General features: G+C 35.7%; 14 protein-coding genes. 9 read left to right on the forward strand and 5 right to left on the reverse strand.

Annotation, left to right across the window (positions count from 1 at the left end; all coding sequences use genetic code 11):
• Positions 1-94 precede the first annotated feature (94 nt).
• The 7 genes from M2373_RS00565 to apaG all read left to right on the forward strand — a co-directional run bounded on the left by M2373_RS00565 (position 95) and on the right by apaG (position 9,253).
• A complete protein-coding gene (locus tag M2373_RS00565; protein WP_259106379.1) occupies positions 95-1,501 on the forward strand; it encodes a glycogen synthase in 1,407 nt (468 codons plus the stop codon).
• 3 nt (positions 1,502-1,504) lie between these two features.
• Positions 1,505-2,035 (forward strand): hypothetical protein, encoded by a 531-nt coding sequence (locus M2373_RS00570; protein WP_259106382.1) that lies wholly within the window; start codon positions 1,505-1,507, stop codon positions 2,033-2,035.
• A gap of 16 nt (positions 2,036-2,051) precedes the next feature.
• Positions 2,052-3,320 carry a glucose-1-phosphate adenylyltransferase gene (locus M2373_RS00575; RefSeq protein ID WP_259106384.1) on the forward strand — a complete coding sequence of 423 codons (1,269 nt, stop codon included), beginning with the start codon at positions 2,052-2,054 and terminating at the stop codon, positions 3,318-3,320.
• 127 nt (positions 3,321-3,447) lie between these two features.
• A complete protein-coding gene (locus tag M2373_RS00580; protein WP_259106386.1) occupies positions 3,448-4,488 on the forward strand; it encodes an SRPBCC domain-containing protein in 1,041 nt (346 codons plus the stop codon).
• Positions 4,489-4,611: 123 nt separating this feature from the next.
• Positions 4,612-7,428 carry a 2-oxoglutarate dehydrogenase E1 component gene (locus tag M2373_RS00585; protein WP_259106387.1) on the forward strand — a complete coding sequence of 939 codons (2,817 nt, stop codon included), beginning with the start codon at positions 4,612-4,614 and terminating at the stop codon, positions 7,426-7,428.
• A 107-nt stretch (positions 7,429-7,535) separates the two neighbouring features.
• The gene (gene odhB / locus M2373_RS00590; protein WP_259106388.1) at positions 7,536-8,783 is read left to right on the forward strand and encodes a 2-oxoglutarate dehydrogenase complex dihydrolipoyllysine-residue succinyltransferase; all 1,248 of its coding nucleotides are present in this window, start codon (positions 7,536-7,538) and stop codon (positions 8,781-8,783) included.
• Positions 8,784-8,878: 95 nt separating this feature from the next.
• Complete coding sequence (apaG, locus tag M2373_RS00595) at positions 8,879-9,253, forward strand: Co2+/Mg2+ efflux protein ApaG (RefSeq protein ID WP_259106389.1); 375 nt, start codon at positions 8,879-8,881, stop codon at positions 9,251-9,253.
• Between the two features lie 30 nt (positions 9,254-9,283).
• Here the strand turns inward: apaG and M2373_RS00600 are convergent, their stop codons facing one another.
• From M2373_RS00600 to M2373_RS00615, 4 genes are read right to left on the reverse strand one after another with little or no spacing between them, the layout of a single operon-like run.
• Entirely contained in the window at positions 9,284-9,838 is a 555-nt protein-coding gene (locus M2373_RS00600; RefSeq protein WP_259106390.1) for a 3'-5' exonuclease, read from the reverse strand.
• Positions 9,839-10,354: an endonuclease V gene (locus M2373_RS00605; RefSeq protein WP_259106391.1), complete on the reverse strand. Its 516-nt coding sequence runs from the start codon at positions 10,352-10,354 to the stop codon at positions 9,839-9,841.
• A 5-nt stretch (positions 10,355-10,359) separates the two neighbouring features.
• Positions 10,360-11,328 carry a glycosyltransferase family 2 protein gene (locus M2373_RS00610; RefSeq protein WP_259106392.1) on the reverse strand — a complete coding sequence of 323 codons (969 nt, stop codon included), beginning with the start codon at positions 11,326-11,328 and terminating at the stop codon, positions 10,360-10,362.
• Positions 11,329-11,334: 6 nt separating this feature from the next.
• Entirely contained in the window at positions 11,335-12,219 is an 885-nt protein-coding gene (locus tag M2373_RS00615) for a lysophospholipid acyltransferase family protein (RefSeq protein WP_259106393.1), read from the reverse strand.
• Between the two features lie 79 nt (positions 12,220-12,298).
• Between M2373_RS00615 and M2373_RS00620 the strand changes: the two genes are divergently transcribed.
• On the forward strand, positions 12,299-12,868 hold the full coding sequence (locus tag M2373_RS00620; protein ID WP_259106394.1) for a thioredoxin family protein: 570 nt from the start codon (positions 12,299-12,301) through the stop codon (positions 12,866-12,868).
• A 35-nt stretch (positions 12,869-12,903) separates the two neighbouring features.
• Here the strand turns inward: M2373_RS00620 and M2373_RS00625 are convergent, their stop codons facing one another.
• Complete coding sequence (locus M2373_RS00625; protein WP_259106396.1) at positions 12,904-14,265, reverse strand: aldehyde dehydrogenase; 1,362 nt, start codon at positions 14,263-14,265, stop codon at positions 12,904-12,906.
• Between the two features lie 180 nt (positions 14,266-14,445).
• Between M2373_RS00625 and M2373_RS00630 the strand changes: the two genes are divergently transcribed.
• A complete protein-coding gene (locus M2373_RS00630) occupies positions 14,446-16,125 on the forward strand; it encodes an Ig-like domain-containing protein (protein ID WP_259106397.1) in 1,680 nt (559 codons plus the stop codon).
• Positions 16,126-16,138 lie beyond the last annotated feature (13 nt).

The raw sequence follows: 16,138 nt of genomic DNA on the forward strand, positions 1-16,138 counted from the left end.
ATAGGATGATATCAAAGATCTTGTTATGAGGGAAGAATCAGAGCGTAATTTTTGAACTTTCACATAATATTAATAAACACGATAATAGAAAAATATGGTAATTTATCATCTCAGTACGGAATGTTATCCGATAGCAAAAGTAGGCGGTTTGGCGGATGTTGTAGGAGCTTTGCCGAAATATCAGAACAAAATTAAAGATGTTGATGCTAAAGTCGTTATCCCTTGGTACAACAAACCTTTTGTGCATGAGCATGAGTTTGACATAGTTTTTGATGGCTTCATTCACCAGGGGCAGAATATGCTTCAGGTTCAGGTGATGAAGGAGAAAACAGATGTTCTGGGATTCGAATTGTATTTGGTGAAAATCCCCGGACTTTTAGATCGCGATAATCCCTACGGATATCAGGACGAAAGCTTCCAGTTTCTGGCTTTTCAGCATGGTGTTTTGCATTGGCTGAGCGCGATGGAGATTCGCCCGGATGTACTGCACTGTCACGATTATCATACAGGACTGGTTCCTTTTATGATTGGTCATTGTGATGAATTTAAGTTTTTAAAAGGCGTAAAAACCATTGGAACTATCCATAATGGTGAATATCAGGGAATGATGAGTTGGGAAATGGCGAATTATATGCCGTCTTTTGATTCTTATAAATGGGGATTGATGGACTGGAACGGATATATGAATCCTCTGGCAAGTATGATTAAATGTGCCACGGCTTTCACAACAGTGTCTCAAGGCTATCTTGAAGAGCTATTTATCAGCTTCAGAGGGTTGGAAAGTCTTGTTCGTGACGAATTTGGAAAGGCATACGGAATTATCAACGGAATAGATACTGAAGTCTGGGACCCTGAAACTGATCCGATGCTGGATTTTAATTTTAATATTAAAAATGCCATTGCTCAGAAGAAGAAAAATAAAGAAAAACTTTGTAAAGAGTATGGTTTAAAACCTGAACTTCCTCTTTTTGCTTTTATAGGAAGGTTTGCAACAGAAAAAGGGGCAGATTTTCTTCCTGATGTAGTATGGAGAAGTATCAAACAAAGTTATGGAGCTTTAAATATGATGATTTTGGGTTCAGGAAATTCTTATATTGAGAATAAACTGAAAGAATACGATTATACCTACAGCAACTTTGCATTGGATTTAGGATATAAAGAGCATCTTTCCCATAAAATATATGCATCGGCAGATTTTTTACTGATGCCTTCAAGGGTTGAACCTTGTGGATTGAACCAGATGTATTCCATGAGATACGGAACAGTTCCGATTGTGAGATATACTGGAGGATTAAGAGATACGGTGGAGGATATTTCTACAGGAGGAGCGGGGATTAATTTTACCTATCCCGGAGTAGATGATATCATTCATGCTATGAACAGGGCTTTAAATATTTATAATCAAAAAGGAGCGATGGAAAATCTTATTCAAGCCAATATGAATTTTGATTTTGCATGGGAGAAATCGGCAGAAAAATACATAGCTTTATATAATAATTAAAAAATGTTGAAAAGATTTTCTTTTCTGTTTGTATTAATGATGGTTTTTTCCTGTAAAGACAATGGGAATTATCATGGAGGTTATTACTGGATTTACAGTTATGGCTATCCAAGAATAGATTTTCATGATGCTGCAGAAGGAATTTCTGAGAAATGGAAGATTAGATATCACTCGGTTTCGGGCTGTATGATTGATAAAAAGCTTATGGACAGTGTAGATGCCGAAAACAAAAAGACATATGCTGCAATCGGAAAGAAATATGGAAAAGATTGGCGCAAAAAATACAATAAAGACATTGATGGGTTCATGATGAGAAAAGTAGATGTTATGGATGTCCTTATTACCAATAAATTATTCAGAAATGAACTTCAGAAATATTATATAGCCATTGATAATGTAGATAAAGAGGTGAAGGAATTAAATGATGATGCATATAAAGTTGTGGTTTATAATGAAAAGCTAAAAGCTGAAAACAAAGAATGCTTTACCGTAAACGTAAACACTAAAGATAGAACAGTAAATTTAATAAGATAAAAACGCAAGATAATTTATGAATCACAATGTTATTTCCATTGTTTTGGGAGGAGGAAGAGGAACTAGGCTTTTTCCATTGACGTATACAAGATCAAAACCGGCTGTTCCTATCGCGGGAAAATACAGGTTGGTAGATATTCCTATTTCAAATTGTTTAAACTCAGGATTAAATAAAATTTTGGTGTTAACGCAATTTAATTCAGCATCTTTAAATTCACATATCAAGAATTCTTACCACTTTGATATTTTCAGCAAAGGATTTGTGGATATTCTAGCTGCGGAACAAAATGTAGAAAATGACAGTTGGTATCAGGGAACAGCAGATGCCGTTCGACAATCGATGAAGCATCTTGAAAAATATGATTACGATTATATTTTAATCCTTTCCGGTGATCAGTTGTATCAGATGGATTTCAGAGAAATGCTGGATTTCCATATTGAAAAAGGCGGAGATGTAACCATTGCTACGATTCCTGTCAATGCTAAAGATGCAACAGGTTTCGGAATTTTAAGTTCCGATGATGAAGGAAATATTACTTCTTTCGTTGAAAAACCTGGGTACGACGTTTTAGATGGCTTGAAATCTGAAGTTTCAGAAGATAATAAGCATAAAGGGAAAGAATACCTGGCTTCAATGGGGATCTATATCTTCACAAAAACGATTCTTAAAAAGATGTTTGATGAGGGAGCAGGAGATGATTTCGGAAAAGATATCATTCCTAACTCTATCGGAAAATATACAACATTAAGCTATCAATACGAAGGATATTGGACAGATATCGGAACTATTGAATCTTTCTACGAAGCTAATATTGATCTTTGTCAGGATTTTCCTCAGTTTAATCTTTTCTCTTCTTCACCGATTTATACAAGAGCGAGAATGCTCCCACCATCAAAAATCAACGGCTCTTATGTGAGTAAAGCAGTTTTTGGTGACGGATGCATCATTATGGCTGATAAAATTGAAAATTCAGTAATCGGAAACAGAACAAGGATTGACAAAGGAAGTACGATTGTGAATTCATACGTCATGGGTGCCGATTTTTATCAGAATACAACAGAAATTGTAATAAACGATAGGAAAGGTCGTCCCAATATGGGAATCGGCAAATATTGCTATATTGAGAAGGCGATTTTAGATAAAAACTGTTATATCGGAGATAATGTGAGAATTATCGGCGGAAAACATCTCGCAGACGGTGATTATGGAACACACTCAGTTCAGGACGGTATTGTCGTTGTAAAGAAAGGAGCAGTTCTTCCACCGGGAACTCATATTGGATAAAAGCTGGAAGTTTTGGGAAATATCGAGATTGAAATTTCATATCTCTCTTAAATCTTCTGTTCTATAAATTTAAAACAAGAGTGATCAACATATTGGTCACTTTTTTTATTTGTATTACATTTGTGCGATGCGTTTTTTTAAGGTTATAATCATAATTGTTATCTTACTGGTAGGAGCTTATGCTGCTTCCATGTATTATTTTGTGGATGATAGTAAGAGTTTTAAAATTGAAAAAGAGATTGATTATCCGGTGGATAAGGTCTTTGCACAGTTTAATAATCTTCAGCATTTCACCCGATGGAACAACTTCTTTACAAGTTCCCAAAGTATGGATATTGATTATTATACGCCTTACGAAGGGCAGGGAAGTTCGATCAGTTATGTAGATCCTAAAAATGATACCGACGGAGAAATGTTTATCCGTTATGAAAACTTGAATAAAACATTGAGATATCAGCTGTTTGAAGACAGAAATGAAAATCCAACACTGGTAGATGTTAAGTTTAAACCTGTTTCTGCCGAGAAAACAAAAATTATCTGGTTTGTCCATACTCCGAAATTATCCGTTCTAAGAAGAGTTGAGAACTTCTGGACAGAAGACCGTTTTGCTGAAAACATTACGAAGAGTATGAATAATCTTAAAAATGTTCTGGGAAATAAGGTCGAAAAAGACAACCAGATGGCTGCCATCAAGTATGACAGCTTAATGGTGGAAAATGAAGAATCATCATTGGTGTTGGGAATTAATGTCAGCACTTCAAACAAAAAAGATGCTCTTTACAAAAATATCGTGATGAATTATAATAAAGTTTATAATTATACAACGATGGACCTTGGCAAAAAAGATGATGAATTCGGTTTTCCGGTTTTATTGACAGACGCTGATAATTATAAAGACAAAGAAGTGTCTTATTTTCTTGGAATTCCATTATCGAAAAAGTTTGGAGTAACAGATAATAATTTCAATTTCAGGACCATAAATGCTTCTCAGGATTATGTGATTTACTATAAAGGAACTTACGAAGGAAGAGTAAGGGCTATACAACAATTAATCCAGAAAGCAAAGAAAGATGAGATGCGTTTTAATGACATTCGTCAGACTTTTATTGAGCGCCCGATGGAAGGCCAAGAAGTGAATATGAAGCTGTCTTTATCCGTTTATAAGTAAATTGTTTACATTTATTTCTTTTATAGTTTTTTTAATAGTTTGAAACTATCTTAACTCGGTTTTTTTTATTAAATTTGAAGCTTAATTCTACAAACAAATTTTAATAATAGATAAACTGTAATAATGGACAGATTTTCATTCCTAAACGCAGCTCATTCTCAGTTAATTGAGGATTTATACCAACAGTACTTAAAATACCCAGATTCTTTAGAACCATCATGGAAATCCTTCTTTCAAGGATTCGATTTTGCTCTGGAGAACTATGGTGATGACGAAAATATCCAATATATTCAGGCATCAGCCAGTTCAGCTCCTGCAGTACAGCAAGCTACTCAAGCGGCAGCAAACGGTGAGGTTCCTGAGCACATCAAGAAGGAATTTAAGGTCGTAAACCTTATTGAGGCGTACAGAACGAGAGGGCATTTGTTTACTAAGACAAACCCAGTTAGAGAAAGAAGACATTATACTCCGACTTTAGATATCGAAAATTTCGGTCTTGATAAGTCAGATTTAAACACAAAATTCAACTGTGCTGTTGAAACAGGTATGAAAGAGCCTGCAACTTTACAGGAACTGATCAAGCACCTTGAAAACATTTACTGTGATTCTATTGGTGTTGAATATACATACATCAACAATGTTGAAGAAAAAGACTTCATCAAAAAATGGTTGCAGGTAAACGAAAACCATCCAAGTCTTTCCGCAAATGAAAAAACCGAGATTTTACTTAAATTAAATCAGGCTGTAGCTTTTGAAAATTATCTGCATACAAAATTTGTTGGCCAGAAAAGATTCTCATTAGAAGGTGGTGAAACTTTGATTCCTGCTTTGGATCAGTTGATTTCAAGATCTTCACAGTTGGGAGTTGATGAGGTTGTATTAGGAATGGCTCACAGAGGAAGACTGAATGTATTGACCAATATTTTCGGAAAGTCTTACAAACAGATTTTCTCAGAATTTGAAGGTAAAGAATTTGAAGAAGATGTATTCTCCGGTGACGTAAAATATCACTTGGGATCATCTAAAAAAATAAAAACAGCTTCAGGAGAAGAAGTTTCTATCAACTTAACTCCGAACCCATCTCACTTAGAAACCGTAGCTGCTCTTGTAGAAGGGATTTGCCGTGCAAAAGTAGATGATAAGTATAAAGGGGATGCTTCTAAAATATTACCGATCGTTATTCACGGAGACGGTGCATTAGCAGGTCAGGGTATTGCTTACGAAGTTGCTCAGATGATGACATTGGAAGGATACAGAACGGGAGGTACCGTTCATATTGTGGTGAATAACCAGGTTTCATTTACAACCAACTATATGGACGCAAGATCTTCAACATATTGTACAGATATTGCTAAAGTTACAGAATCTCCTGTAATGCACGTTAATGCTGACGATGCAGAAGCTGTAGTTCATGCTATTCATTTTGCGGCTGATTTCAGAGCCAAGTTTGGAAAAGATGTTTATATCGATCTGTTAGGATACAGAAAATATGGTCATAACGAAGGGGATGAACCAAGATTCACTCAGCCTAACTTATATAAATTAATTTCTAAGCACCCGAATCCAAGAGAAATTTATAAAGATAAACTATTGAAGGACAGCATCACTTCAAATGATGTTATTGCTAAAATGGAAGCTGATTTCAAAGGTCTTTTAGATAAAGACTTTGATGCTTCTAAAGAAATTGAGAAAAACGTAATGGACGTTTTCATGGCAGAAGACTGGACCAACTATCCGATAGGAAAAAGAGGAGCTGTTCAATTGCCTGTTGATACTAAATATGACTTAGCGAAACTGAAAGAACTGGCTATTAAAATGTCAACTCTTCCTGCTGATAAAAAGTTTATCAACAAAATTACAAGACTTTTTGAAAACCGTATCAAAGCAATCGAAGGAAACTCTTTGGATTGGGCATTAGGAGAATGGCTGGCATATGCAACCTTGCTTACTGAAGGTCACAACATCAGAATTTCCGGAGAAGATGTAGAGAGAGGAACATTCTCTCACAGACATGCTGTGGTAAAAACAGAAGACACGGAAGAAGAATATATCCCGTTAAGACATGTTTCTGAAACAAGATTTGATGTTTTCAATTCTCACCTTTCAGAATACGGTGTTTTAGGTTTTGATTACGGATATGCAATGGCATCTCCAAATACATTGACAATTTGGGAAGCTCAGTTCGGAGACTTCGTTAACGGTGCTCAGATTATTGTTGATCAATACTTAGCTGCTGCAGAAGAAAAATGGAAAATTCAGGATGGTTTGGTAATGCTATTGCCTCACGGATCTGAAGGTCAGGGCGCAGAACACTCTTCAGCAAGATTGGAGAGATTCTTAACGCTTTGTGCAAATGAAAATATGGTAGTGGCAAATATCACTTCACCAGCCAATTATTTCCACTTGTTGAGAAGACAGCTGAAATGGTCATTCAGAAAACCATTGATCGTGATGAGTCCAAAATCATTGTTAAGACATCCGAAAGTGGTTTCTCCACTGGAAGATTTCGCAACAGGAGGTTTCCAGCCTATTTTAGACGATCCGAGTGCTGATGCTAAAAAAGTAGAAAAAGTAGTGCTTTGTTCAGGTAAATTATACTTTGAATTATTAGCTAAAAAAGAAGAATTAAATGCTGAAAATATCGCTTTAGTAAGATTCGAACAGCTGTATCCGCTTCAGAATGATGCAATTGAAGCGATCTTCAATAAATATGAAAACAAAAAGCAGCTTATTTGGGCTCAGGAAGAACCTGAAAACATGGGAGCATGGTCTTATATTTTAAGAAATTTCAGAGATACAGGAATTCAGGTAGTTGCTCCGGTACCAAGTGGTGCTCCGGCTCCTGGAAGTCATAAAATGTTTGAAAAAAATCAAAATGCAGTAATCAACAGAGTATTCGATACGAACGATGCACCTGTAAAAAGACCTGTAACAGCTTAATTAAAAATAGAAGTTAGAAACTAGAGGTTAGAAAAGTCTTTTCTATCATCTAGTTTCTTAAAGTCTAAAAAAGAAATAATAATCATTTAAAAAATAAAAAATACGATATGTCAGTTTTAGAAATGAAAGTTCCTTCGCCGGGCGAATCAATTACAGAAGTTGAAATTGCTACTTGGCTTGTAAAGGATGGTGATTACGTAGAAAAAGACCAGCCGATTGCTGAAGTAGATTCAGACAAAGCAACACTTGAATTGCCTGCTGAAGAAAGTGGAGTTATTACTCTTAAAGCAGAAGAAGGTGATGTAGTGCAAGTAGGTCAGGTGGTTTGTTTAATTGATAGAGATGCTGCAAAACCTGCAGGTAGCGCAGCTCCTGCTGCTGAAGCTCCAAAACAGGAAGAGGCTCCAAAAGCGGCTGAACCGGTTAAGCAAGAAGCTCCGAAACCTGCTGCTGCGACTCAGACATATGCTACGGGAGCTCCATCTCCTGCTGCCAAGAAAATTCTAGACGAAAAAGGCATCGATGCTTCTCAGGTTTCAGGATCTGGAAGAGACGGAAGAATCTCTAAATCTGATGCTGAATTGGCTGCTGTACCTGCAATGGGAGGAAACTCTTTAACGGCTACAGGTTCTAGATCTACAACAACAACTAAACTTTCAGTTCTTAGAAGAAAAATCGCTCAGAGATTAGTTTCTGTGAAAAACGAAACAGCCATGTTAACTACTTTCAACGAAGTTGACATGTCTGAGATCTTTAGACTAAGAAAACAATATAAAGAAGAATTTGCTCAAAAGCACGGAGTAGGACTTGGTTTCATGTCTTTCTTTACGAAAGCGGTTACAAGAGCATTACAATTATATCCGGATGTGAATGCATCAATTGACGGAGATTTCAAAGTAAACTATGATTTCTGCGATATTTCAATTGCCGTTTCAGGTCCTAAAGGATTAATGGTTCCCGTATTGAGAAATGCTGAAAATATGTCTTTCAACAGTGTTGAAGCCAACATCAAAGATTTAGCAATCAAAGTAAGAGACGGGAAAATTACGGTTGACGAAATGACTGGTGGTACTTTCACGATTACAAACGGTGGTACTTTCGGATCAATGTTGTCTACACCGATTATCAACCCTCCTCAGTCTGCGATCTTAGGTATGCACAATATTATCCAGAGACCGGTTGCGGTTGACGGGCAGGTAGTAATTCGTCCAATGATGTATGTTGCAATGTCTTATGACCACAGAATCATTGACGGAAAAGAGTCTGTAGGATTCCTTGTTGCAGTAAAAGAAGCAATCGACAACCCTGTTGAAATTTTAATGGGAGGAGACGAAAGAAAAGGTCTTGGATTATAATTTTTAAGAAAATTATAATATAAATTTCTAATCTCGCCTCAAAAAGGCGAGATTTTTGTATTTATTTAGAAAATACTAAAATGATGTTCTCAAAAATGACCTCAAATATCAAAGTTTCAGTTATACCTGAATATGATAGTAAAAACAGTTATCCGTCTGAAAACAGATACGTTTTCAAATACAACATTACCATCGAAAATGATGGAAGTTTTCCTATAAAAGTTCTTAAAAGAAAATGGTTGATTTTCGATGTTGGCTTCGGATATACAGAAATAATTGGTGATGGAGTGATCGGATTGACACCGGAAATTCCAGTAGGTGAAAATTTTGCTTATTTTTCGAATGTAATGCTTCGTTCAGGAGTGGGAAATATGAGTGGAAAATACCTTGTTAAAAACATGGAAACCCAGGAAAGTTTCGAAATAGATATCCCTAAGTTTAATTTATTGTCAGAAGTTTTGAGTAATTAAACCAAAAATAGCTGCAGCTATACTTTAAATCTAAAGTTTTTTTATTTTCAACTTCATATACTCTTGTACTTCTTCATTGCTTGTGAGAAACAATTTTTCAAAAGCCAATAGAGAAATCTTTGCACATGCCTCAGCGTCATCTCCGGCCCGGTGATGCTTAAACTGAATTTGATGATATTCTGCAAGATGTTTTAAACCATATTTCGGAAGGTAATTCCATGATTTCTTTGCAAGCTGAATGCTGCATAGATAATTTAAATTAGGTTTAAACATTCCGTAATGATCAAGACATCCTCTTAAAACTCCCGCATCAAAACTAGCATTGTGGGCGATCATAAGAGTTCCATACATCATTTCTTCTACTTCATACCAGATCTCATCAAAAGATGGAGAATCTTTAACATCATCCGGTTGAATACCGTGTACTGCAACATTAAATTTATTGAAATACGGAAAACTCGGAGGTTTTATTAGCCAGGTTTTAGTTTCCACGATTTTAGAATCTTGCACCATACAGATTCCTAGCTCACATGCTGAGCTGCGGTCATGAGTAGCAGTTTCAAAATCTATTGCGCAAAAATCCATTTAATTTATTTGTCTGGTTAAAGTGTCCACTTTCTTTAGAAGGGTAGGAATTCTAAAGGTTCCGTTCATTTTTCTGATCAAATCGTATGCGGTATTCATTTCAATTCCTACACTTGAAATATACAAAGGATTTTCACTGTTTCCTCTTTTCAGGGGTAATTTATATTTTTCTACCGTTGCAAAATTTGTTTTAGCAACGCCTATTACAGGAATATTACCGTTTAGCTGATCATATAAATGTTTTCCTAATCCGGGTTTCATATGATCATCCAGATAAACAAAACCATCAATGACAATACATGAAATATCTTGAATCTGAGTTTTAATCTTCTCTAAAAGACTTATAATGCAGGGAAGTTCTCTTTTATAAAACTGTCCGGGGATGTATTCCTCCACGCCTTCTTTTATTTCAGAGAATTCAAAATCAGGATGAGCTGATTCCCAGTTTTCGAAGACCAGACAAATGGTATTGGCCTTGTTCTCATCAAAATAATAGGTATCAAAGACTAAATTCATGTCTATTATAAAAAATGTTTAAAAATCAACCATTTGGTTTGATAGAAATGATTCTTTTGTTGATTCTGACGAAGCTTCCAAGTTCCCGATGCCTGAGCATAAAATCCAAAATGAGCTCTTACCACGGCCCAAAGATGAGGGAAACCTTGTTTAAGCCCGAAATAAATTCCTGCAATACCATCCAGGCACAATCTGAAAAATATTAATCCGACTAACTTGGGAAAGGGTAGGTTTTTCAACATCATTGAAAGATTATTCCGGATATTCAGATAGGTTTTTTGAGCACTTTGTTTATTCAGTGTTCCGCCGCCTACATGGTATACGGTTGATTTTCCGGTATAAAATATCTTTTTTCCTGAATTGATTAATCGCCAGCAAAGATCAATTTCTTCCTGATGCGCAAAAAATCTTTTATCAAAACCATTTTGTTCCCAAAAATCCTTTGAACGAATAAATAAACTGCATCCCGAAGCCCAGAAAATCTCTGTTTCATCATTATATTGCCCTTTATCTTCTTCCACATCATCGAAAATACGCCCTCTGCAATATGGATAGCCAAGATTATCAATCATTCCGCCTGCAGCGCCTGCAAATTCGAAATAATTCTTGTTGTCAAAAGATAAAATTTTAGGCTGAACCGCTGCGATGGAAGAGTCTTTTTCAAATAAATTCAAAATGGGATCGATCCAGTTTTCTGTCACTTCTACATCGGAATTCAACAGACAGTAGAATTCATGATTTATTTTTTTTAATCCTTCATTGTAACCGCCTGCAAAACCGTAATTTTTATCATTCTTGATTATTCTTACAGTAGAAAAATGAGTCTGTAAAAATTCTACCGAATCATCTGTAGAAAAATTATCAATGACGTAAATATCGGCGTTTGGGGAAAACTGAATGACACTGGGCAAAAATTTCTCAAGCCAGCTTCTGCCATTCCAGTTTAAAATGGCCACGGCTATTTTTTTCGACATGTTGATCTATTTTTTTTCAGAATCGTAATTTTTTATAGAGTCCTGATATTTCCATTTTCTATGTGACCAAAGATAATTGTCAGGCCTTTTATGTAAGGTGTTTTCTAACAGCTTATGGAATTTTTTAACGACTTCATTTTCTGCAAATTTTTCTCCGTCAGGATAAATTCTGTGGTAATTTACCTGATAGAATCCACGCTTTACCTTTTTCATTTCACAGTAAATGAATGCAAGATCCATTCGTGTGGCCAGCTTGTCATAACCTATGAAAACAGGTGTTCTCTGGTTAAGGAATTCCAAACCGTAATTAACATGTGATGAATGTGGAGTCTGATCGGCAACAAACATGTAAATTGAATTTCCGTCATTTTTAGATCTGAAAATATTAAGAATGACTTCATTGGCTTCCAGTGCTTCATTTCCGAATTTATTACGGACTTTCTTCATCTGGTTTTCCCAGAAGTCACTGTTTACTTTTCTGTAAACAGGATGGCAGTGTTCCTGAGGAACAATTCTGGCTAAAGCATTGATCCATTCCCAATTGAACACATGTCCGGCCAATAAAATAATATTTTTACCTTCTTTCTGTATTTCATGAAACAAATCCTGATTAATGTGCTGCATTCTTACTCTGGCTTCAGTTTCACTGATGCTGAAGGACTTTATGGTTTCTACCAGATAATCTGAAAAGTTGAGATAAAACTTTTTCCGTATTTCACGGATTTCTTCTTCAGATTTTTCCGGAAAGGAATTTTGTAAGTTCTGCGTGATCACTTTTTTTCTATAACCTACCATATAGTAGTTTAGAAAGAAGATAATATCTGAAAAAATATATAATATTTTCAGAGGCAGCTTAGAGATTAAGTATAATATTTTGATCAGAAAATTCATAAAACACGCAAATTTACACATAATAAAATTATGGTTCTATTTTTGCTTGGAATAAGTATTATTTTTTTATTTTTATATTATGAAAAAAGTATCGTTAATAGCATTTTTGGGGTTAAGCTTTCTGGCTTTTTCTCAAAAAGTACCCAATACATCGGCAGACAAGGCTAAAAGCTCAAAAGCTTTAATTACAAAAGCAGAGTCTGATGCAGAGGCAAAAAAGAAATCAGCGGAGGAGAAAGCCAAATTACCGAAACCTTATGATCCTAAAGCGAACGCTGAAGCTGATATCAATAAATTGGTAGCTCAGGCTAAAAAGGAAGGTAAAAATGTTATGATTCAGGCTGGAGGGAACTGGTGTATCTGGTGTCTTCGATTTAACCAATATGTACAGACCACTCCTGAGCTGAAGGAAATTGTTGATAAAAATTACCTTTACTATCATTTAAATTTCTCTCCGGAGAATAAAAATGAGAAGATTTTCGCTCAATATGGTAATCCTGGTGAAAAATTTGGATATCCGGTATTTATCGTTTTAGATAAAGATGGAAAAATGATTCATGTGCAGAAAAGTGATGTTTTGGAAGAAGGAAAGGGATATAGCCTTGAAAAAGTGAAAGAGTTCTTTAACGAATGGGCTCCGAAATCATAAAAATAGAAACCGAGAAATTTTCTCGGTTTTTTATTTTAAAGAAATCTTTTAATCCATTTTAATTTATTTTCGGAATAAGGAGGATATTTTATGTTCGGTTCGCCCCAGGTTGCTTTTTCCAGAATCGATTTTTGGTGAGAAAATGTTTCAAAGCCAAATCTACCATGATAATTTCCAATTCCGGAGTTTCCGACTCCTCCAAACGGAAGATTGTCATTTCCTAAATGCATGATCACATCATTGATACAGCCACCACCAAAAGACAGTTTATTTGTGAAATTTTCCTTTTCTTCAGAATTATTGGTGAATAAATAGGCTGCAAGAGGTTTTTCAAGTTCCAGAACTTCATTTAATGCAAGATTGAAATTTTTAAAAGAAAGCACGGGTAGAATGGGTCCGAAAATTTCTTCGCGCATTACTTCATCACTCCAATTAATATTTGTTAAAACCGTCGGTTCAATATATAATTTTTCTTTATCGAACTTTCCTCCAAAGTATATTTTATTTTTATCAATTAATCTGATCAGACGTTCAAAGTTACTTTGATTAATAATTTTGGTATACTGTTCAGCATCGGGTTGATAACTGAATTCTTTGATATAGCTTCTGAGCGTTTCCAAAAACTGTTCCTGAACAGATTCTTCAACGAGTAAGTAGTCTGGAGCTACACAGGTTTGCCCGGCATTTAAAAACTTACCCCAGACAATTCTTTTGGCAGCAACTTCAAGATGGGCATCTTTGGTAATAATTGCAGGAGATTTTCCTCCTAATTCTAAAGCAACAGGCGTAAGGTTTTCCGCAGCAGCTTTGTAAACTATTTTTCCGACTTTTGTACTTCCTGTAAAAAATATTTTATCAAACTTTAATTTCAGCAACTCGGTTGTTTCATCAATTCCCCCTTCATAAACATATAAATATTCCGGAGGAAAGTGCTCATTGATGATTTTGGACATCGCTTTCATTGTATTTTCTGCAATTTCACTAGGCTTTAAAATACAGCAATTTCCGGCTGCCAAAGCAGCAATGACAGGGGAAAAGGAGAGTTGATATGGATAATTCCAGGCTCCGATAACGAGAATGTTTCCCAATGGTTCGGGATGAATTCTGCTTTTTCCGATTTGATTGGCAAGATTGGTTCGTATTTTCTTAGGCTTGGAAAGTGATTTTAGATTTTTCAGATAATAATCGATATCATTTAGAATAAAAGAGATTTCTGTCGTAAAAGTATCAAACTTTGACTTGCCGAAATCTTTATAAATGGCTTCATATAAAAGATTTTCATTTTTTATGATAAGCCCTTTCAGCTTTTCAAGATACATCTTGCGAAACTTAAGGTTTTTTGTTTGCTGGGTCTTAAAAAACTCTTTTTGACTTAATATAACTTCCTGAATTTCCATAATTTAATTTTCTGAATTATGCGGTAAATGCGTGTTGTCTTTGATGTGTAAAATATTAACAATAAACTTACCATAATTTCTATTTCGAATAAATAATATACTAAGAATAGTAAAAAATATATCTTATATCATTGTTTTGTGAAAAAAAAGTTTGTAGTTTTATTTCGCCAAATTATTAAGATGAGAAAAATTCTACTCCTAACTTTTCTGCTGATAAGTTATGTCTTACAATCTCAATGTACAAGCTGTACAGTTACTAATCCTACAGATCCAAATTATCATTTTCCTGATAATTCCACCATATGTTTTACATCGGATATGACATTTAATAATCCGACATTCGGACAAAATGTAAGGATTTGTATCAATGCCGGAGTGACGGTGGAATTTCAGAATAATATTTCAGGAGTTAATAACGCCATGAACTATTTTGATGTACATGGTACGCTGCATTTCAATCAGGCTGTGACAACGGTTGCGGATCTGAATGTACATGTTTACAGCAGTGGCGAAGTATCTGTAGGATCGGGAAACGGAAATTTTACCATGGAAGGTCAGCAAAATACCATTTTAAATGAAGGAACTGTCCAGTTGGGAGTACTTCAGTTTGGAGATAATACCAATAATACCATTGATAATTATGGAAGCCTGACCATTAACGGAAACTTAAATATGAGCAATTCTGCTGTGACAAAATTCAGAAATGAAGCAGGCGGCCTGATCCAGCTGACGGGAAATTACAGTAATAATGAAAACAGTGTTTATATCAACTGCGGAACCATCGTTTCCAACAGTGGATTTAATATTAATGGCGGAGCAATTTACAACACCGGATTTTTTACAGTGGCAGGCGATATCAATATGTCTGGAAATTCCAGTGAGATTTACAATTTCGGACTTTTTACTTCAACCGGAAATATGAATAATGCGCCCGCAGATGCTGTCATTTATAATGAAGGAAAAATTTCGATTAATCAATATCAAGGTGGAAATGCCGCATTCCACGGTCCCAGTTCTTCTTCTAAAAAAGGCTATATTGAAGTTCAGAATGCAATTCAGGTGAATAATGCGGTCATAGGTCCCAATCTGGATTTTAAAAGAACAACGGGCGTTTCCGATCCAAGTACGGTATTTATGAACAGCAATCCTTCTTTTCTTGCCAATGTTACTTATGACTGTACTTCGACGAATAGCTGCAGTGCCCCTCTTATATTCACTCCCGGATTTTGTCCGACAATTAATGGGGAACTTCCCCCCATGGCTGTTGATGATTCTTACACGATTTCATCAGGAAGTTCTTCTGCAGGGATTGTTCTGGATAATGATTTTGAAACTTATGACGGGGCTCCGGCGACCATTACCAATGTTATTATGTCTCAGCTTTCAACGTCAAATTCTAATATAAATTTGAATATTAATGACGGTCATGTAGAGGTTTTACCGGGAACACCGGCAGGAACATATACATTAGATTATCAGATTTGTCAACAGGCAAATCCTTCTAATTGTGATACAGCAGTTGTAACAATAACTGTTCCTGGAGTTACAGCATGTTATAAGCCAGCTGTAACGACAGGAACGGTGGTTTCTTCTAATCTGGGAATAACTTCGCTGGGAAGAGCTGAAAGTGGTGATAGCAACTGGCCGGGTGTAAGAAAAGGAGGCTGGATTGTTCTTGAATCAAAAACGAAAGGTTTTGTTTTAAACCGATTGAGCGATACGCAGGTTTCTGTAATTCCTGTGGCGAATCTTAAAGAAGGAATGATCGTTTACAATACGAGTCAAAACTGTTTGCAAGTAAATATTGACGGGACATCTGCGGGGTGGAGATGCTTTAATAATCAGACATGTCCCGATTAATTTTAAAATTCGA

It is taken from the genome of Chryseobacterium sp. JUb7 (genome assembly GCF_024806495.1).
In the GTDB taxonomy this organism is placed as follows: Bacteria; Bacteroidota; Bacteroidia; order Flavobacteriales; family Weeksellaceae; genus Chryseobacterium.